Source organism: Ruegeria sp. EL01 (genome assembly GCF_900313035.1).
GTDB lineage: Bacteria > Pseudomonadota > Alphaproteobacteria > Rhodobacterales > Rhodobacteraceae > Ruegeria.
The window spans coordinates 1-18,847 of record NZ_OMPS01000024.1 but is presented as its reverse complement, the minus strand read 5'-3'; the positions used below and the strand labels follow the sequence as shown (position 1 = coordinate 18,847).

17 protein-coding genes and 1 tRNA gene are annotated in these 18,847 nt (G+C 57.4%); 7 read left to right on the top strand and 11 right to left on the bottom strand.

The genetic code is table 11. From position 1 onward, the window contains the following. A partial coding sequence (locus tag D9K61_RS11150; protein ID WP_174235096.1) for a phage integrase N-terminal SAM-like domain-containing protein occupies positions 1-140 on the bottom strand: 140 nt, incomplete at its 3' end. Between the two features lie 213 nt (positions 141-353). Further along, positions 354-1,550, bottom strand: coding sequence for a BCCT family transporter (locus D9K61_RS11145; RefSeq protein ID WP_120633332.1), 1,197 nt, complete (start codon positions 1,548-1,550; stop codon positions 354-356). 183 nt (positions 1,551-1,733) lie between these two features. Here D9K61_RS11145 and D9K61_RS11140 point away from each other — a divergent pair, with 183 nt between their 5' ends. From D9K61_RS11140 to msrA, 3 genes are all read left to right on the top strand, one after another. Further along, the gene (locus tag D9K61_RS11140) at positions 1,734-2,621 is read left to right on the top strand and encodes a DMT family transporter (RefSeq protein WP_120633330.1); all 888 of its coding nucleotides are present in this window, start codon (positions 1,734-1,736) and stop codon (positions 2,619-2,621) included. Between the two features lie 118 nt (positions 2,622-2,739). After that, a complete protein-coding gene (msrB, locus tag D9K61_RS11135; protein ID WP_120633329.1) occupies positions 2,740-3,189 on the top strand; it encodes a peptide-methionine (R)-S-oxide reductase MsrB in 450 nt (149 codons plus the stop codon). Next, entirely contained in the window at positions 3,186-3,698 is a 513-nt protein-coding gene (gene msrA / locus D9K61_RS11130; protein ID WP_120633328.1) for a peptide-methionine (S)-S-oxide reductase MsrA, read from the top strand. Before msrB ends, msrA begins: the two co-directional genes overlap by 4 nt. A gap of 39 nt (positions 3,699-3,737) precedes the next feature. On the opposite strand, the gene D9K61_RS11125 is transcribed toward msrA, so the two are convergent. The 8 genes from D9K61_RS11125 to D9K61_RS11090 form a co-directional block, all read right to left on the bottom strand. Beyond that, positions 3,738-5,741 (bottom strand): hydantoinase/oxoprolinase family protein, encoded by a 2,004-nt coding sequence (locus D9K61_RS11125; protein WP_120633327.1) that lies wholly within the window; start codon positions 5,739-5,741, stop codon positions 3,738-3,740. A 71-nt stretch (positions 5,742-5,812) separates the two neighbouring features. Further along, positions 5,813-6,850, bottom strand: a complete 1,038-nt coding sequence (queG, locus tag D9K61_RS11120) for a tRNA epoxyqueuosine(34) reductase QueG (protein WP_120633326.1) — start codon at positions 6,848-6,850, stop codon at positions 5,813-5,815. Positions 6,851-6,928: 78 nt separating this feature from the next. Further along, positions 6,929-7,594, bottom strand: coding sequence for a glutathione S-transferase family protein (locus D9K61_RS11115; protein ID WP_120633325.1), 666 nt, complete (start codon positions 7,592-7,594; stop codon positions 6,929-6,931). 58 nt (positions 7,595-7,652) lie between these two features. Continuing rightward, positions 7,653-8,387, bottom strand: coding sequence for a monofunctional biosynthetic peptidoglycan transglycosylase (mtgA, locus tag D9K61_RS11110; RefSeq protein ID WP_120633324.1), 735 nt, complete (start codon positions 8,385-8,387; stop codon positions 7,653-7,655). 39 nt (positions 8,388-8,426) lie between these two features. After that, on the bottom strand, positions 8,427-9,341 hold the full coding sequence (locus tag D9K61_RS11105; RefSeq protein ID WP_120633323.1) for a Hint domain-containing protein: 915 nt from the start codon (positions 9,339-9,341) through the stop codon (positions 8,427-8,429). Positions 9,342-9,515: 174 nt separating this feature from the next. Next, positions 9,516-14,048: a glutamate synthase large subunit gene (gene gltB / locus D9K61_RS11100; protein WP_120633322.1), complete on the bottom strand. Its 4,533-nt coding sequence runs from the start codon at positions 14,046-14,048 to the stop codon at positions 9,516-9,518. Further along, a complete protein-coding gene (locus tag D9K61_RS11095; RefSeq protein WP_120633321.1) occupies positions 14,045-14,482 on the bottom strand; it encodes a GFA family protein in 438 nt (145 codons plus the stop codon). The genes gltB and D9K61_RS11095 overlap by 4 nt, the downstream gene beginning before the upstream one ends. Positions 14,483-14,512: 30 nt before the next feature. Beyond that, a complete protein-coding gene (locus D9K61_RS11090) occupies positions 14,513-15,946 on the bottom strand; it encodes an NAD(P)-dependent oxidoreductase (RefSeq protein WP_120633320.1) in 1,434 nt (477 codons plus the stop codon). A 230-nt stretch (positions 15,947-16,176) separates the two neighbouring features. Between D9K61_RS11090 and D9K61_RS11085 the strand changes: the two genes are divergently transcribed. Then, positions 16,177-16,980, top strand: a complete 804-nt coding sequence (locus D9K61_RS11085) for an undecaprenyl-diphosphate phosphatase (RefSeq protein ID WP_120633331.1) — start codon at positions 16,177-16,179, stop codon at positions 16,978-16,980. Here the strand turns inward: D9K61_RS11085 and D9K61_RS11080 are convergent, their stop codons facing one another. Beyond that, positions 16,981-17,964 carry a complex I NDUFA9 subunit family protein gene (locus tag D9K61_RS11080; protein ID WP_120633319.1) on the bottom strand — a complete coding sequence of 328 codons (984 nt, stop codon included), beginning with the start codon at positions 17,962-17,964 and terminating at the stop codon, positions 16,981-16,983. Between the two features lie 210 nt (positions 17,965-18,174). On the opposite strand from D9K61_RS11080, the gene D9K61_RS11075 reads away from it, so the two are divergent. The 3 genes from D9K61_RS11075 to D9K61_RS11065 all read left to right on the top strand — a co-directional run. After that, positions 18,175-18,261, top strand: a tRNA-Leu gene (locus D9K61_RS11075). Positions 18,262-18,426: 165 nt separating this feature from the next. Further along, entirely contained in the window at positions 18,427-18,603 is a 177-nt protein-coding gene (locus tag D9K61_RS11070; protein ID WP_120633318.1) for an Arm DNA-binding domain-containing protein, read from the top strand. Positions 18,604-18,626: 23 nt separating this feature from the next. Then, positions 18,627-18,847, top strand: a 221-nt coding sequence (locus D9K61_RS11065; RefSeq protein WP_174235095.1) for a transposase, incomplete at its 3' end; no start/stop codon positions are given.

The window sequence follows — 18,847 nt, the reverse complement described above, 5'->3', positions numbered from 1 at the left end:
GTGTCCGGCGAGTGCCCGAGAAACCGCGTGAAGTCGCGCATCGCCCGCAGGTACATCGTCTGCGTCTTGGGCTGCAGCCCCTTGATCCGCATGTCTTCGAGAAAACGCTGGCGCAGCGCAGGCACATACTGGTCCGTCATCGGAACCTCCTGTCATCAGATTGAGAAGGTCCCAATCGTCAGACAGGCGCGCCCATCTACAAAATCGTAGCGTCCATTTAGTGTGCATCACTCGCCACAAGCGCCAATACCGCGAGAGCGGTTTCGTCCAAGTCCGCATAGCGGACAACTGCGATGGACGGCAAAAAAAGGGCGCCAAATGCGGCGCCCTTTTAAAGTTCTGATTGTGATTGATCAGTGAACTGTCTCAACCTTGTGGAAGTCCAGATCACGGCCTTCGGGCATTGAATCGATGCTCAACACCTCTTTGCGCTTGGTAATCAGGACAAAGACCACGCAGGCGAGATACAGACCCACGACTACCGCTCCGATCCATTGGATTTGCAGCCACTGGCTTTGAAACAGCAGGGTCAGAACAAACAGCAATGCGACGTTACCGACGACATAAGCTGCCTTGCCAAACCGCTCGACCGTCATGTTCAGGTTGTCGGTATAGAGCCTGATCAGCGAATCCAGCGAGTTGATCACAAAGGTCACGCCCACGATCACCATCGCTACGTTGGTGATGCCTGCGGTGCTGATGTCGTTCAGGTGATAGTAGTAGAGAACGGTGAACCAGATCCCCAGCGGGATCGACGGGAAGATCAGCAGCGCTGCCAACAGTTGCCAGGTTTTCAACCCGCCCACGAAGCGCGAGGTGAACTGGCCGATCATGATCGACCATGCAAACCACCAGAACAGGTAGAAAGCGTGATAGTCGGTCAGCGGCAGAACGAACTTGTGCAGGTTGGTGAAATAGGCACCGATATTGCTGCCGGTTTCAACGAAACCAGTCATGCCCATGCCTGCTGCGACCCACATGCCGAGGATCAGCGTCAGGAACAGGATGGTCGAACCAACCGACAGAATGCGCACGTATTTCAGGTCGGTCGACGAATAGGCCGCCGCCAGAATGACCACGAACACGATGACGTAGAAGGTTGTGACTACGGATTCACCATCACCCACCTCGGGCAAGTAACCGGGCAGGTAGATCAGGAACAGGCTGGCGGTAAACGCGCAGGTGCCAATGATGACCACGTTGTTGATCAGTTTGACCACCGGGATCTCAAAGAACTTCACACGCGGCTCGATCACACAGAAGTAGAACGCCGTCAGGAAGTAGAAGGCCCAGATCAGAAAGCCCCAAAACCCGAACTCGATTGCCAACGGGTTGGCAAAGGCATAAGCGGGTTCTTCTGCGTAACCGCCGAACTCGGTCAGCGGAAACATGATCAGCCCGACGTCCAACCCGGACGTGAACAGGATCGCGATGAATGTGAACAAGTGAACTGGTGTCACGCCAACACAGCGCAGATTCCACCACTTCACGACGAAGAATGCGACCAGGCCCAATGCGAGCAGGACGCCAAAAGACAGTATGTACTCCAGAAGCACCGACAAACCTCCCTTGAATTGTCAGATCCTTTCAGACTTATCTTTAATTGGCTGACCAATCAATAAAAACGCATGAGCCATTAAACTTGCAGGGCGAATGTGTCTTTAATAACGCGCAACGCTTGCAGCTTTTTCCAAAATCGGGAACAGTCCGCGCGATGTGACAGGGGGGCCTCCATGGATCTGCGCGCCATAGCCATGGGGTTGGTATTTGCCCTGATCTGGTCATCCGCCTTCACCTCGGCGCGGATCATCGTGGCAGATGCGTCGCCTTTGTTTTCGCTAGCTTTGCGGTTTTTGATATCGGGCATTCTGGGTGTCATTATTGCCCGTGCGATGGGGCAAAGTTGGCGTCTGACACGGCCCCAATGGCGCGCGACCATTCTGTTCGGAATCTGTCAAAATGCCCTTTATCTGGGTCTGAACTTCTATGCGATGCAAACCATCGAAGCCTCTGTCGCTGCGATCATTGCCTCGACCATGCCCCTGCTCGTCGCGTTGGCCGGATGGCTGCTTTTGGGCGAAAAACTGCGCCCGCTCGGCGTGATCGGTTTGCTGGCCGGGTTCGCCGGTGTGGCACTGATCATGAGCAGCCGGATCAGCGCTGGCGTCGATATGTTTGGCATCGCGCTGTGCGGTATCGGCGCGTTGGCGTTGACCTTTGCTACCCTCGCCGTACGGGGGGCGACGTCCGGGGGAAACTTCATGATGGTGGTTGGGCTGCAAATGCTTGTGGGCTCGGCGACCTTGTTCGTCGCGGCCCCGATCTTTGAAACGATCTACATCCAGCCGACGGTGCCGCTGGCGCTGGCATTTGCCTACACCACTTTGTTCCCCGGTTTGCTGGCAACCCTCATTTGGTTTCTGCTACTGGACCGGATCGGCGCGGTGCGGGCCGCCACCTTCCACTTTCTAAACCCAGTCTTTGGCGTCACCATTGCAGCGATACTGCTGGGCGAAAAGCTGGGGTCCCTGGATGCTGTTGGCGTCTGTATTACCACACTGGGTATTCTGGCCGTGCAACTGTCCAGGCAACCCGTCCGAGGCAGCAAGACTGCAACCTGAGTCAGCGCAGTTGGCACCAGATCGAACGCACGACTGTGAGAGCTTTTTGAAATATGACTTTGCTTTCTGCACGCCCACCCCCAAATATTGACCTAACACCGAACCTGACGGAGGAGCCATGACCGACTATACCAAAGACCCCGAGGCCATCGCAGCCCTCTCGCCTGAAGAATTCCACGTCACGCAGCGCGGCGGCACGGAACGTCCCGGCACCGGCAAGCATTTGGATAACAAGGAACCCGGTATTTACGTGGATATCGTCTCGGGTGAGCCCTTGTTCGCCTCGACCCACAAATACGAATCCGGTTGCGGCTGGCCCAGCTTTACCAAGCCAATTGTCCACGAACATGTTGAGGAGCTTCGGGATGCGACCCTGGGCATGATCCGGACCGAGGTGCGTTCGAAACACGCCGACAGCCATCTGGGTCACGTGTTCCCGGATGGCCCACGCGAACATGGTGGGCTGCGCTATTGCATCAACTCAGCCGCACTGCGGTTCATCCATCGTGACGAGATGGAGACCGAAGGCTATGGCGATTATCTGATCCATGTGGAGGAAATCCAATGACCGAACAACGCGCTGTTCTGGCCGGAGGTTGCTTTTGGGGTATGCAGGACCTGATCCGCAAGCTGCCCGGCGTCAACAACACCCGCGTCGGCTATACCGGCGGCGACGTGCCCAACGCGACCTATCGCAACCACGGCACCCACGCCGAGGGGATCGAGATCATGTACGATCCAAGCCAGATTTCATACCGGGATCTGCTGGAGTTTTTCTTCCAGATCCACGACCCCACAACCGTGAACCGGCAAGGTAATGACAGAGGGATGAGCTATCGCTCGGCCATCTACTATGTGGACGACGCGCAAAAAGACGTCGCATTGGACACGATTGCCGATGTCGATGCCAGCGGAGTATGGCCGGGCAAAGTCGTGACCGAGATCGAACCGGTCGGGTCCTTCTGGGAAGCAGAGCCAGAGCATCAGGACTATCTGCTCCGCATCCCACACGGCTACACATGCCACTTCCCGCGCCAGGATTGGGTTTTGCCAAAACGCGCGGACGCAGCCGAATAACGCACCACCTACCCAGCCCCTTTCATATATTGAGAGGGGCTAGCCCGATGCAACCCTCGGTCGGCCGCTGGCTTCGACGGTAATCAATGCTTCGACGAACACGTCTTGCGCCTCGACACGCACGGTTCTGATGTCCCGGTCGACGACCACGCGGATGTCTTCGGCCCCGGCCTGTTGCACCGCGCCTTTCGCTTCCTCCCGCAAAACAGTCTCTAACAAGGCCAAGGCCTCATCCGAGGCACCAAAGTCTTGCGGCCCGTCCTCCAGATGCACCCGGTATCGTCCTTCTGATGGAGAGGTGACGGTCCCTGATCGTCGCAAGGTCAACCGTCCGACAACGGCCCCGATGGCATTCGCGACCCCGGCGTGTTCTGGCAGAATCATCTGGCAACGCAGTTTCTCGCCCACCGCTGGATAATAACTTGGCGCGGATGCGCCCAAACCCACGACATCCACATTCAACGTCGCATCCAACGCCAACAATCCGCGATGCTGCGCCAGACCGCGTTGCATCAGGACATGCCGGGCCAGATCCCGTGGCGGCACTCCAAAACTGTCAGCTTCTTCTGCAAAAGCAGTCTCTAACAGGGTCAAACTGGTTTGTTTTGTCAGTTGGTCTACGATCATTTGCGACAGGTGTTCGGGCGAGTCGGCCAGCATATCGCCCGAACCCACCCGCTTTCTGGCAAAAAGCTTCAGCGCCTTGCGCGCCGCATCCACGTCCCAGGCGTCTAACCGGCCCAGAACGTGGCTTGCATCAGATGGCGTGACGCCAGAAACCTGAACGATCCCGCGATTCACCAGCCGCGCCAGCGCCCCGTTTTCCATACGTGTCCGCAATAGGCTGCTCAGCGGCATGACCTGATCACCAAGTCGGTTGAGCAAACCTTCTTCACGGGGCCCGACACCATCCGCGTGGATACCTGGAACCCGGCGTGCAAACCGGGTGTCATGCTCCCCGACGGTTGTGGCGCGCAATTGTTGGTCCAGAATTGCATGCACGGTTTCGGGGGCTTCTGATGCAATCAAGGAAACTGGTAAAACCCGACGCGGGCCCAGAAATACGCCGCCGCCCAAGCCTTCGGTCACCACATGAACCTGACTGTCGCCGCCCAAACCGTGCGTCCGCATCGCCACGGCCTCAACCATTGTCCGAAATCCACCGACCTGCGCGCCAGCCGGGTCAATCGCCGGCTTGCCATCTCGGATCAGCGCCACATCCGTCGTCGTTCCGCCGATATCCGAGACCAGAGCATTTTCCGCCTTGGTCAACCAACGCGCGCCCACGATGGACGCCGCCGGGCCACTGAGGATCGTCTCAATCGGACGCTCGCGCGCCTGCTCCGCGCTCATCAATGCCCCGTCTCCGCGCACCACCATCATTGGTGCGGCAATGCCCAGCTCCCTCAGCTGGTCCTGCGCGCGACCGATCAAACGGTCGATCATCCCGATCAATCGCGCGTTCAGCACGGCCGTCACGGCGCGTTTGGGGCCGTTCAACCTGGCAGACAAGTGGTGCGAACAGGTGACTGGCGCGCCAGTCTTGTCTGCTATGATCCGCGCGGCCTCTAACTCATGCGCCGGATTACGCGTGGCAAACTGCGCCGCAACCGCAAAGCCGGATATGCCTTTGTGAGAGTCTAAAAAACCCTCAAGCGCGCCGACATCCATTGGCATCGCCTCAGCGCCCGCATGGCTGTGGCCGCCCGCGATAATCAATGCCGGATCACCCTTCAGCGCATCCATTAGCCCGTGCTTTTGCAGATCACTGTCTTTGAACCCGATATAGATCAGGGCCACACGACCGCCCTGCCCCTCGACCAGAGCATTCGTGGCCAAAGTCGTAGAAAGGGATGCCATGGAAATCTGCTCCGCCGACACCTGCGCGTCGCGCAACACGGCCGAGATCGCCTTGCCCACGCCAATCGCCAGATCCGCACGCGTGGTCAGGGACTTGGCCGAGGCGATCACCTCTGTCTCATCCCGGATCAGCACCGCATCCGTATAAGTCCCGCCGGTATCTACCCCCAATGCCAAGGCCATCGGGTCCTCCTTCTAGTCTCTGGAGACGGGTTTAGCGGTTTGGACCGACACGTCCAGCCTGTTTGCGGCACCTAAGACAGTTGTTTCACCGCCCAGCGCGCCGCGTCCGCTACGGTCGGATCCGGATCTTCGGTCAGCGCCTGTGCCGCTGGTCGTAAATCCTCCGCGCCAGAATTGCCGATCGCATACAATACATTGCGCACAAACCGATCCCGTCCGATCCGCTTGATCGGTGAGCCCGAGAATTTTGTGCGAAACGCTGCATCATCCAGCTCGACCAGCTCAGCCAGCGTTGGCGCCTTCAGATCATCGCGCGCTGCATACCGGATATCGCTGGCGGCCACCGCAAACTTGTTCCAGGGACACGCCGCCAGACAATCGTCACACCCATAAATTCGGTTGCCCATCTTGCCGCGCAGTTCTTCCTCAACCGGTCCTTTATGCTCGATGGTCAGATACGAGATACAACGCCGCGCGTCCAACTGATACGGCGCGGGAAATGCATCCGTTGGACAGCTGTCCAAACAGGCGCGGCAAGAGCCGCAATGATCCACCTCTGCCTCATCCGCTGGCAGGTCCAAAGTGGTAAAAACAGAGCCTATAAAGGCCCAATTTCCCCAATCACGGCTGACAAGGTTGGTATGCTTGCCTTGCCACCCCAGCCCGGCTGCGTGACCCAACGCTTTTTCCGGCACCGGTGCCGTGTCGACAAACACCTTCACGTCTCCGCCTGCCTCGGCGATCAGCCACCGCGCCAGTCGTTTCAGTCGCTTCTTGACCAGATCGTGGTAATCCTTGTGCTGCGCGTAAACGGAAATCGCCGCTTTCTCCGGGTGGTTCAGTACCTCTGTCGGATCGTGTTCAGGCATGTAGCTCTCGGCCAGCATGATCACCGCTTGTGCCTCAGGCCAAAGCGCTGCCGGATCACCACGCCAATGCGGACGCTCTGCCATCCACCCCATCTGCCCGTGATACCCGGCCTGAAGAAACGCATCCAACCGCTCCGGCACCTGCGGCACATCCCACGGCCTGCAAATCCGGCAGGATACAAACCCTTCGGATATGGCTCGTTTCACAAGCCTGTCCTTCAAATCCGATCCGTACTTCATCTGGCCAAAAATATCCTCGGGGGTGAATTGGCCCAAAAGGCCAAGAGGGGGCAGACAGCCCCCTGCTTGCCCACCCTATCAGAAATCCAAATCTGCGTAATGGGCCGGAGGACGGAATGCTGGCACCTGATCCGCCAAAATCGAGCGGAACGCTGGGCGAGACTTGATCTTGGCGTACCAATCCTTGACCGCCTGGCTGCGGTTCCAATCCACATCCGAGATATAGTCCAGCGATGACAGATGCGCGGCCGCCGCAAAATCGGCAAGCGTCATTTGATCCCCTGCCAGCCAGCGCCTGTGATCCAGCAACCACGCCATATAGTCCAGGTGGTACTTGATGGCTTTTGCACCGGCTTTGACGTTTTTGCTGTCAGGATAGCCCTGACCGGTCACCTTCTTGTTGACCCGTTCGTACAAGAGTTTCGACGTCACTTCGTGATGAAACTTGTCGTCGAACCAACCGACCAGCCGACGTACCTCGAACCGGGCCTCAGGTTCTTTTGGCATCAGCGGGGGCTCTGGTCGGGTTTCCTCAATATACTCGCAGATGGCCGCGCTTTCAGACATGATCTGCCCATCCAGACGCAAAACAGGCACTTTGCCAGCGGGGTTGCGGCGCAGGAAATCTGGGTCTTGCTCCCAATATTTTTCCTCAACCAACTCAACTTCGATCTTCTTCTCTGCCAGAGACAGACGAACCTTGCGGCAATACGGGGATAGGGGAACGTGAAACAGACGCGCCATGGAATTCCATTCGAACCAATATGTACCCTTCAGCTTTAGCCTTGCCGGGGTACAGGTTTCAATCCTCGAAACAATCCGCGCGACCATCTGCGCGGATGGTGGCCGCTCCATCCAGGATGGCTGCGGCCCTCCTGCGGGTGCGAACAGATGGGTCCTTGACCGACCTGTTGCGCGGTGACGGCAAGATCGCCGCAATGCGCGCCGCCTGAACCGGAGACAACTTGGCCGCGGTGACATGGAAGTTATTCTGCGCCGCAGCCTCGACGCCGAATATGCCCTCACCGGTCTCTGCAACGTTCAGATAGACCTCGAGAATGCGCTGTTTGCTCCAGAAAATCTCGACAACCGGTGTAATGGATGTTTCCAGCGCCTTGCGGACATAGCTGCGGCCCTGCCAAAGAAACACGTTTTTGACCACTTGTTGGGTGATCGTCGACGCTCCGCGCGACCCGCCATCCTCCAACGCGTCCCGGATCGCATCGACATCGAACCCCCAATGCAAACAAAAATTTGCGTCCTCGGCCGCAACGACGGATCGGGCCATCGTCGGCGAGATCTCCTCAATCGGCACCCAATCTCGATCAACACGCCCGAGACGTCGCCATTCCGACCAAATCGTATGTGTGACCGGCGGGTTTACCACCGTATAAAGCAGTACCACACCTACAACAAAAGCCACTGCCGCCAGAGCAGCACGCGTCACCCAGCGGCGAAGTCGCGCCGCTAGTGGTCTCTTGCTTGTGGATGCCTTACTTTTTTTACCGCCTGACTTGCGGGCTGCTTTCTTTGCCATATCCCTGCTATACGACGCATGCAGCGCGTTTGGAACGGCCTAAATTTCGATTGCGCGGGCCTCGCGCGGCGGCACCACAGGGCGCGCCGTCTCGGGCAATACGGGTTTGCGCGCCCGCAGTTCAGGGAACAACTGCAGGATTTCCATCTGAGTGTCACGCTCAGGCTGAAGCACGGCATGGCCAGGGTAATAGCTTTCGCTTTTTGCACCATTGGCAAAGATGATTTCATGTTGGGCGAAGAGCAGGTGAATATACTCAACCTCTCCACCCTCGACCCGCGTGACCGTGTCGCCGTTGATCAGGCAATGAGCTGCAACAAGCACTTCGGAATAGCCAAACAGATATTGCGCCCGCCAATCGGCGATCAGCATCCTGTGCTGCGGCGACACCAGCAACGGTTCTTCCAACCCGAGTAATCCCGCGTCGATCCTGACAGGTGCAAGCTTGCCCTCGGCCGCAACGGTTGTTTTGCCAATCCACAACAATGGTTGCGCGCCATTATCGGCAGTGTTTACCAAATCGCCAGCGGTCAGCTCTTCAATCGGTCGCAAGCCATCGGGTGTCGCAATCAGTGTGCCTGGCGTAAAGCAGGGCGGCCCCAGATCCGTGGTTACATCGAGCGGTCCCTGAGTGGTGACGAATGTGGAAGACACAAACGTGCCAGGCTGCAGTACTTGGCCGTCCGTCGGGGTGAAAACCCGGGTGCCGTCCGCCAGATAGAACGTCGTGCCAGTATATGTGACGTTCCCAACACCAGCCACGTTCATCGTTACCGTGTCGCCGGGATAAGAGGAAGTTACATCCTGACCGTTGACAGTGTCACCACTTGGCGCCTCGATTTCATTGTCGTTATCTACGTCGTCCAGAATGAATTTGTCGACGATTACCGACGTACCTCCGGGCGGCGGGTTCGCGGGGTCAAACGAATAAAACTGATCGAGATATGTCGCCACTCAACTGCTCCCACTGGATACCCAAACCGATTCCGAGGTTAACCGGCAAACATCTACAAGGTGTCAACGCTTTTTGACCGAATTAAGGAGGTCGATAAAACGAGCTGGGTGAGTTACGCAAAACTGTGCCTCGCTTGCAACAATAGCAAGCGAGGCCCCTTATTGTATTTACGATTACTCAGCTGGAACGGCTGCAGCCTCAGTGCTCAACGGATAGCTGAGATTGTTCAGCATTTCTTTGGGGCAAACCTGCAGGAAATGGCCGCTTTCCACGTCCCAATGCTGCAAGATATCCGCTGCCTTGCGACTGCCGGTCTCGTCCGCGTGACGCTTGATCAGAGATTTCAGCTGATCGTGCCAATGGTCCACGGTTACCGGGCATGTCACCAGCGTCTCCATGTTCATCAACAATTGCGCTTTGCCGTCCGGGTCATAGAGATATGCCATACCTCCGGTCATCCCGGCCCCAAAGTTTGCGCCGATGTCGCCCAGGATTACGGCAATACCGCCGGTCATGTATTCACACCCGTTCGAGCCGCACCCTTCGACCACCACCTTGGCGCCAGAGTTGCGGACTGCGAACCGCTCACCCGCGCGACCCGCTGCAAACAAATGGCCGTCGGTCGCGCCATAGAGAACGGTGTTACCGACGATCGTATTGTCATCCGCTTTCAACGGGCTGACCTGCGGCGGGCGTACGACAATCGTGCCGCCTGACAGGCCTTTGCCGACATAGTCGTTCGCATCGCCTGACACTTCAAGCTTCAGGCCCGGCGCTGCAAAGGCGCCCAGAGACTGTCCTGCGGAACCCTGCAGCTTTACATGCAGGTGGTCCGGCTGGAACGTGTTCCGCATGCCGAAATTCTGCACAATATGGCTGGAAACTCGCGTACCAACAGTCCGATGCGTGTTCTGCACGGCATAAGACAGTTGCATCTTTTCGCCGTCCTTCAGGAAGCGCGCCGCATCGCGGACGATTTCGGCATCCAGCGTGTCAGGGACAGGGTTCCGATCCTTGTCGCGGTTATAGACGATGTTATGCGCGCCATCGACGGTGATCAGCAGCGGGTTGAGATCCAGATCATCCAGATGCGCGGACCCACGGCTGACCTGCGCCAGCAAATCTGCCCGCCCGATGATCTCGTCCACAGAACGCGCACCCAGGCTGGCCAGCAACTCGCGCACTTCCTGCGCGTAGAAGGTGATTAGGTTGACCACCTTGTCCGCGTTACCGGTGAACTTGGCACGCAGGCTCTCGTCTTGTGTACAAACACCAACCGGGCAAGTGTTTGACTGGCACTGACGTACCATTATGCAACCCATTGCGATCAGGGCTGCTGTGCCGATGCCATATTCCTCGGCCCCCATCATGGCGGCCATGACGACATCGCGGCCCGTGCGTAGGCCACCATCGGTCCGCAGGGTGATGCGATCGCGCAGGTTGTTCATCGCCAGAACCTGATGCGCTTCGGTCAGGCCCATCTCCCACGGCAGACCTGCATATTTGATGCTGGTTGCCGGAGAAGCGCCTGTGCCGCCGTTATGGCCCGAGATCAGGATCACATCTGCCTTGGCCTTGGCCACGCCAGCCGCAATCGTGCCAACACCCGAAGACGCCACCAGCTTCACCGTCACCTTGCAGCGCGGGTTGATCTGTTTCAGGTCATAGATCAGCTGCGCCAGATCCTCGATCGAGTAGATGTCGTGGTGCGGCGGTGGCGAGATCAGGGTCACGCCTTTGGTTGAATGCCGCAGACGCGCAATCAAGTCGGTGACCTTCATGCCTGGCAACTGACCACCCTCACCGGGTTTGGCACCCTGAGCGACCTTGATCTCCAGCTCTTCACACTGGTTCAGGTATTCGGCTGTCACACCAAATCGGCCCGAAGCGACCTGCTTGATCTTGGCCGACGGGTTATCGCCATTGGGCTCCGGTACGAAATGTGCCGGATCTTCGCCGCCTTCGCCACTGTCGGACTTGGCCCCAATCCGGTTCATCGCCACGTTCAGTGTCTTATGCGCCTCAGGCGACAGCGCGCCCAGCGACATGCCCGGCGTGACGAACCGCTTACGGATCGAGGTGATCGATTCCACCTCTTCAATCGGCACCGGATTGCCCAGCGGTTTGAAGTCCATCAGGTCGCGCAGGTGGATCGGCGGGTTCGACTGCATCTTGGCCGAATACTGCTTCCACAGCTCATACGAGGCTCTGTTACAGGCCATTTGCATCATATGCATCGAGGTTGCTTCCCACGCGTGGGTCTCACCCGACTTGCGCGCTTTGTAAAACCCACCGATGGGCAGAACGTCCAGGCCGCCGTCCCAACCCTTGGCATGAATCTCTTCGAGCTTGGACTGAATGCCGGTCACACCAATGCCAGAGATCCGGCTGGTCATACCTGGGAAGTACTCTGCCACCATGGCACGGCTGAGGCCGACAGCTTCGAAATTAAGACCACCGCGATAGGACGAGATCACCGAAATGCCCATCTTGGCCATGATCTTCAGCAGGCCCTGGTCAATCGCATCGCGATAACGCGCGACATTTTCTGACAGGCTGCCATCCAAAAGGCCGCGACCGATCCGATCTGCCAGAGAATCCTCGGCCAGATAGGCGTTCACGACCGTCGCCCCACAACCAATCAGAACAGCGAAGTAATGTGGGTCCACGCATTCCGCCGAGCGTACGTTGAGCGAGCAGAAGGTCCGCAGACCTTGACGCGTCAGATGCGAATGCACTGCACTGGTCGCCAGGATCATCGGCATGCCGACGCGGCCCTCACCAGAATTCATGTCCGACAGCACCAAATGGCCTGCGCCGGAACGCACGGCTTCTTCCGCTTCGGCTCTAACACGGGCTAATGCGGCACCTAACGCGCCTTGGCCGGGTTCAAAGCTGCAGTCGATCTCGGCCAGAGGCGCATTGAAGTTTTCGACCAGCTTGTCCCACTGTGCGTTGCCCACGAACGGGCTTTCCAGCACGATGATTTCGGTCTGGCTGCTATCTTCATCCAGCACGTTCTTAAGGTTCCCGAACCGGGTTTTCAGCGACATCACGCGGTATTCACGCAGGCTGTCGATCGGTGGGTTGGTTACCTGGCTGAAATTCTGGCGGAAGAAGTGGCTGAGTGGTCGGTACTGTTTTGAAAGAACCGCCGACGGGGTGTCATCGCCCATCGAAGCCAAAGCCTCTTTGCCATCTTCAGCCATAGGTGCAAGGATCTGTTCCAGTTCTTCGACTGAATATCCGGCCGCAATCTGACGTTTGCGCAATTCCGCGCCCGAAAAGATCGGGGCCTCGGCGATGCCACCCAAAATGTCATCCAGATCGTTGATCTTGCCGACCCATTCGCCAAAGGGCAGAGCGCGAGCCAGCTTATCCTTGATCTGCTTGTCGCGGAACAGCTTGCCTTTCTTCATGTCCACCGCCAGCATCTGCCCAGGGCCAAGCGCACCTTTTTCGGCCACAGAAGCCTCATCAATCGGCACCATTCCGGCCTCGGATCCGGCGATAACAAGGCCGTCACCGGTCACCACATAGCGCATCGGGCGCAGGCCATTCCTGTCCAGACCCGCACAAACCCAACGACCATCGGTCATCGCCAGCGCGGCCGGGCCATCCCAGGGCTCCATCACCGAATTGCAGTAGGAATACATATCGCGCCACGCCTGCGGCAGCTCAACCGCCTGCTTGGACCAGCTTTCTGGCACCATCATGGTTTTGGCCATCGGGGCTGAACGTCCGGCGCGCACGAGAACCTCAAAAACAGAGTCTAATGCGGCTGAATCCGACGATCCACCAGCGATGATCGGTTTGATATCTTCTGCGTAATCCCCAAATGTCCCGCTTGCCATGCGGATTTCGTGGCTTTTCATCCAGTTGATGTTGCCCTTCAGGGTGTTGATCTCACCGTTATGGGCCAACATGCGGAAGGGCTGAGCCAGCCACCATTGCGGGAAAGTGTTGGTCGAATAGCGCTGGTGATATATCGCAAAGGCGCTTTCAAAGCGTTCGTCCATTAGGTCGGGGTAGAAGACTGCCACCTGCTCGGCCAGCATCATACCCTTGTAGATGATCGAGCGGCAGGACAGCGACGCCAGATACAGGCCGGAAATTCCGGCAGCCATGGCCGCCTTTTCGATGCGACGACGGATGACATACAGCTCACGCTCAAACGTGTCTTCGTCCACGCCCTTGGTGTTCGAGATCAGGATCTGCTCGATTTCCGGACGGGTCGCGTTTGCTTTTTCGCCCAGGCACGTCACGTCAACGGGCACGTGCCGCCAGCCATAGATGTAATAGCCCATGCGCAGAACCTCGGTTTCCACGATGGTTCGGCATTGCTCCTGCGCGCCAAAATCGGTTCGGGGCAGAAACACCTGACCGACGGCAATCAGCTCGTCCAGATTAGGCTCATGCCCTGTACGGCGGATTTGATCATAGAAGAACTGAACCGGAATCTGCACGTGAATGCCTGCGCCATCCCCGGTTTTTCCATCCGCATCCACGGCACCCCGGTGCCAGATCGCCTTAAGCGCGTCGATACCGGCGTCAACGACCTTACGGCTTTTCTTTCCATCGACCGAGACAACAAGGCCAACACCGCAGGACGAATGTTCTTCGTCCTCGGAATACAGGCCGTTTTCAGCCACCCACTTGCGCTTGGTTTCCTCAGCCCGCACCCAATCGGCATCAAATTTGGTCATTGGCTGTCTCCTTCTGCCGGCAGGGCGTACATGGCTTCGACCTCGGTGGTGGTCATTTGACGACGCTCACCTTCGAATGCATACCCTTGGGGCTTTTTGTCGATGTAAAGTTCAAGCTTCAATTCACTGTCGAGTCCGTTATCGAACAGCCCGGCTGCCATTTGGGTCTGGCCATGCATCTCGCCCGGCAACGTGATCCGGTACCAAAGCGCAGAACCACAGTCTGAACAGAACGCGCGTTCGGCCCAGTTCGACGATGTGAACGTTTTGACTGGCCCCAGGGCGGCGTATCCCGGCTCGGCCGGGAAAGTTACCAGCATCGAGCTGGTCCAGCGGCGGCACATATCGCAATGACAGGCGCCCAGCGCTTCTTTGGCGGGGGTGGCGGTGACTGTAACCGCGCCACACATACATTGACCTTGCAATTCGGGCATTTCGGAACCCTCCTGTCGCTGAGCTGTTGCTTATTCCGCTGCGACGGCAGCTTTGGTGTTGAACCGGTCGATTATGGCTTCGGCGCAGTCGCGACCGTCGCGGATGGCCCAGACCACCAAAGACGCACCGCGCACAATGTCACCAATGGCGTAGACGCCGTCCATTTCGGTCTCCCCTGTTTGGAACGCTGCCTTGACAGTGCCCCAGCGTGTAACCGGCAGATCGGGCTGACCAAAGAGTGTCGGCAAGTCTTCGGGTTCAAAACCCAGCGCCTTAATAACCAGATCGGCGTCTTCCACGTAATCGGCGCCTTCAATCACCTCGGGTGCCTGACGACCGGTGGCATCGGGCTGACCCAGGCGCATCTTCTGAACCATGACGCCTGAGACTTTTGCGTCACCTGTGAAACCTTTGGGCGCGCTCAGCCATTCAAAGATTACGCCTTCTTCCTCGGCGTTCTGAGTTTCGCGCATTGATCCGGGCATGTTGGCCCGGTCACGACGATACAAGCACTTGACCGAGGTCGCGCCCTGTCGGATCGACGTGCGCACGCAATCCATTGCGGTATCACCGCCCCCGATAACCACCACCTTTTTCCCTTCGGCATTCAGGCGGCCATTGTCGAAATCCTCGACAACATCCCCAAAGCTTTTGCGGTTTGAAGCGGTTAGAAAATCGATCGCTTTTTCGATCCCTCCCAAGCCACTGCCGGGCATTGTCAGATCGCGGGATTTGTAAACGCCAGTCGCAATAATCACCGCAGCATGTTTGGCGCGGATTTCGTCGAACTTGGCCGCATCAACATCGCAGTTCAGCACAAACTCAACCCCGCCGTCTGCCAGCAGATCATTGCGCCTTTGCACAATATCCTTTTCCAGCTTGAAGCCGGGAATGCCATACATCAACAACCCGCCCGCGCGGTCGTGGCGGTCATAGACGGTAACCTGAATACCCGCGCGGCGCAGCAAATCGGCCGCGGCCAACCCACCCGGTCCGCCGCCAATAATGCCAACGCTTTCAGGCCGTTCGGCAGACGGTTGCGCAGGCTTTACCCAGCCTTTGTCCCAAGCCGTGTCGGTGATGTATTTCTCAATGGTTCCGATGGTCACAGTGCCATGACCGGATTGCTCGATCACACAATTGCCTTCGCACAACCGGTCCTGGGGGCAGATACGCCCGCAGATCTCAGGGAACGTATTGGTGGCCTGACTGGTTTGATACGCCTCTTCCAATCGTCCGGTCGCAGTAAGGTTCAGCCAATCGGGAATGTTGTTGTGAAGCGGACAATGCGTCTGGCAATAAGGAACACCACACTGGCTGCAGCGGCTCGCCTGCTCTGCTGCTTTTTCGGCGGCGAATTCAGCGTAGATCTCATCAAAGTCTTCCCTACGGTCATTGGCGGCACGCTTTTCGGGCATGACGCGGTCGATCTGCACAAATTTCAGCATCGGTTGCTTGGCCACGGCTCTGACTCCATGAATTGGCTTGGTCGGATCTCTTTAAGGGATGGGTTTCGGGATTAAAAGTCAATAGTATTGACCTAAATACCAAAAAGTTTGATGATTGCACGGGCTGGGCGAAAAAATATCATATTATTAGTTCCGAATCGGACCTTTATGGGTGCTTTCCTTTTCGGCAGGACGCTTATACCCAAGAAACACGAAAAACACGTGATGGCAGCACGGCAGGGCAGATGAGTCTCTTTCAATTGATTCTCGTGGCAATTATTCAGGGAATTACTGAGTTTTTGCCCATATCTTCGTCGGGCCATCTTATCCTGTTGCCCAGCCTGACTGGCCTCAAGGATCAGGGTCAGGCCATCGACGTGGCCGTGCATGTCGGTACCCTGGGCGCAGTTGTGCTGTACTTCTGGTCAGACGTTAAACAAGCGATAATCGGCTTACCTCACGCGCTGACCGGGCGGTTGGATACGCCACAAGCGCGCTTGGCTCTGGGTTTGATCGTTGCCACGATTCCCACTGTGATTGCTGGCCTGATTCTCCATGTGACGGGATTTAGTGCAGCCTTGCGTTCGGTTGCCGTCATCGGTTGGACGATGCTGGGCTTTGGCCTTGTCCTGTATTGGATGGACCAGAAGGGGCCACAGACCAAGGAAGCGAGCGATTGGGGCGTACGCGATGCTGCCATCATGGGGCTTTGGCAAGTTTTGGCACTGATCCCCGGGACGTCGCGGTCTGGCATCACCATCACCGGCGCCCGCCAGCTGGGGTACACCCGCGAAGACGGGGCCCGGATTGCCATGCTCATGTCTATCCCGACAATCATAGCTTCGGGTGTACTGTTGTCTGTGGACGTGGTGCGTCAGGCAGATACCCAACTGGCCAAGGACGGCGCAATCGCTGCCGTATTCGCCTTTGTGTCCGCCTTGTTGGCGCTAAGCCTGATGATGCGCTTGTTGCGCAGCGTCAGCTTCACGCCTTACGTCATCTACCGCGTCATTCTGGGCATCGTTCTGCTGGTGATCGCGTATAGCTGATCAGGTCCGCAGGTTCCCCGCCGAATTCTGGATGTCATCATATTGCCCGGACGGGCGGAACTTCCACAGATACTCTGGTAACACCGACTCAAGCGTTGTGGGCTCGATCCCAAGATCCGCAAAGGTTTTTGCATCCTCAGACACGACATTGTCGTGACGCAGATTCTTTAGCTGATCGCGCGTCAGGATATGGTTGGGAAACAGCTGGAAACTGACGAATTTCAGGATATCCAGCATCCCAGCCATGATCCGAGCGATCCAAAACGGCATGCCAATGATGACCCGGTGGCGGTGAATCACCGCAAACATCTGCTGCATCAACGCCCGGAAGGTTTTCACCTCGGGCCCACCCAGCTCATAAACTCCGGCCTCGGCCTGACCAAGAATGCCTTTAACAGCGACTTTTGCAATGTCATCCACATAGACCGGCTGGAACTTTGTCCCAGCACCGACCAACGGCAAAACAGGTGCCATGCGCGTCATCCCGGCAAATCGATTGAAGAACTGATCTTCGGTGCCGAAAATGACGGATGGGCGCAGGATCACCGCATCGGGCATATGCGCCAACACTCCAGCCTCGCCGTGCGCCTTTGTTCGCGCGTATTCACTGGCCGCCTCAGCGTCGGCTCCAATGGCCGAGATATGAACCATGCGCGCAATGCGCTGCTCTGCCGCCAGTCGGGCGATCCGTTCGGCCCCGTCCGCCTGTACGGCGTCAAATTCGTTTTTGCCCAGCTCATTCAGCACGCCCACGCAATTCACAACCGCATCTGCACCTCGCATCGCCAGCGCGACCGAAGCGTCATCCCGAATGTTGCACAAGACCGGCTCGACCTGACCCACAACGCCGTAAGGCTTCACAAAAATCGCCTCGTTCGGGCGCCGCACTGCAACCCGCACGCGCCATCCCTCATTTGCCATGCGCCGCGCAATGTAGCGACCGACAAAACCCGATCCGCCATAGATCGTGACCAGTTTGGACATGAGAGGGCTCCTGCTCAGTAGTTGCGCCTTAGAACTAACGCTCAGACGGTCTTGGAACAAGGCGCTAATTCGCCGCGCGAACCCCGACAAAGACGACCCAGGTCACCGCACGTGCCCGGCCATCTGAGCGATTCAAAAAACTTTCAGGAAACCACTCGAATCCGGTTGACGCCTTCCGCCAGTAGGCTTAAACGCCCCTCCACGACACCTGCCCAGGTGGCGGAATTGGTAGACGCGCTAGCTTCAGGTGCTAGTATTCGCAAGGATGTGGAGGTTCGAGTCCTCTCCTGGGCACCATTTCTTCCGAACATAGATGCTCATAAACGCTCAATTTCATTGAGTTTTTGGCCGTTGTTCGGGTATCATTCTGAACATAGTAGAACACTCGATACCCCCAAAAAACACAGCACGTGGGGGTATTGTTGGGGGTATCACCCCCACAGTCCGAGGTTGATACCCCCAATGGCACTTTCCGACCTGAAGATTCGAAAAGCCCAGCCAAAACCAAAGCCATACAAGTTGGCCGATGCTGGCGGCTTGTTTGTTTTGGTAAAGCCGAACGGTTCAAAGCTGTGGCAACAGAAGTATCGTCGTTTGGGGGCTTTGTTGCACAAATGGGGCGAGGGATTCCCTGTTTGAATCCAGTGGGGTAGCAACGGTGCATGAGCAGTTGGTCCCCTACGAAGTACAAGACCAGGAACTGGCCTTCGTACAACACAGCGTTGAAGCAGCGCGGTTCGCTATCGATCTGGCTTGATCCTGAGATGGAATGGTACGCTTCGTCGACCGGCAAGCGCGGTCGTCAGCGCGAGTTTAGCGACGCGGCAATCCAGGTTTGCCTCACGATGAAGGTGCTATTCGGCATGCCCCTTCGCCAGACGAC

Excerpts from the sequence above, each read along its gene's own strand:
- queG (WP_120633326.1), bottom strand. The coding sequence starts at position 6,850 with ATGAAGTACGGATCGGATTTGAAGGACAGGCTTGTGAAACGAGCCATA.
- D9K61_RS11115 (WP_120633325.1), bottom strand. The coding sequence starts at position 7,594 with ATGGCGCGTCTGTTTCACGTTCCCCTATCCCCGTATTGCCGCAAGGTT.
- msrB (WP_120633329.1), top strand. The coding sequence starts at position 2,740 with ATGACCGACTATACCAAAGACCCCGAGGCCATCGCAGCCCTCTCGCCT.
- D9K61_RS11095 (WP_120633321.1), bottom strand. The coding sequence starts at position 14,482 with ATGCCCGAATTGCAAGGTCAATGTATGTGTGGCGCGGTTACAGTCACC.
- D9K61_RS11140 (WP_120633330.1), top strand. The coding sequence starts at position 1,734 with ATGGATCTGCGCGCCATAGCCATGGGGTTGGTATTTGCCCTGATCTGG.
- D9K61_RS11125 (WP_120633327.1), bottom strand. The coding sequence starts at position 5,741 with ATGGCCTTGGCATTGGGGGTAGATACCGGCGGGACTTATACGGATGCG.
- D9K61_RS11070 (WP_120633318.1), top strand. The coding sequence starts at position 18,427 with ATGGCACTTTCCGACCTGAAGATTCGAAAAGCCCAGCCAAAACCAAAG.
- gltB (WP_120633322.1), bottom strand. The coding sequence starts at position 14,048 with ATGACCAAATTTGATGCCGATTGGGTGCGGGCTGAGGAAACCAAGCGC.
- mtgA (WP_120633324.1), bottom strand. The coding sequence starts at position 8,387 with ATGGCAAAGAAAGCAGCCCGCAAGTCAGGCGGTAAAAAAAGTAAGGCA.
- msrA (WP_120633328.1), top strand. The coding sequence starts at position 3,186 with ATGACCGAACAACGCGCTGTTCTGGCCGGAGGTTGCTTTTGGGGTATG.
- D9K61_RS11080 (WP_120633319.1), bottom strand. The coding sequence starts at position 17,964 with ATGTCCAAACTGGTCACGATCTATGGCGGATCGGGTTTTGTCGGTCGC.
- D9K61_RS11085 (WP_120633331.1), top strand. The coding sequence starts at position 16,177 with ATGAGTCTCTTTCAATTGATTCTCGTGGCAATTATTCAGGGAATTACT.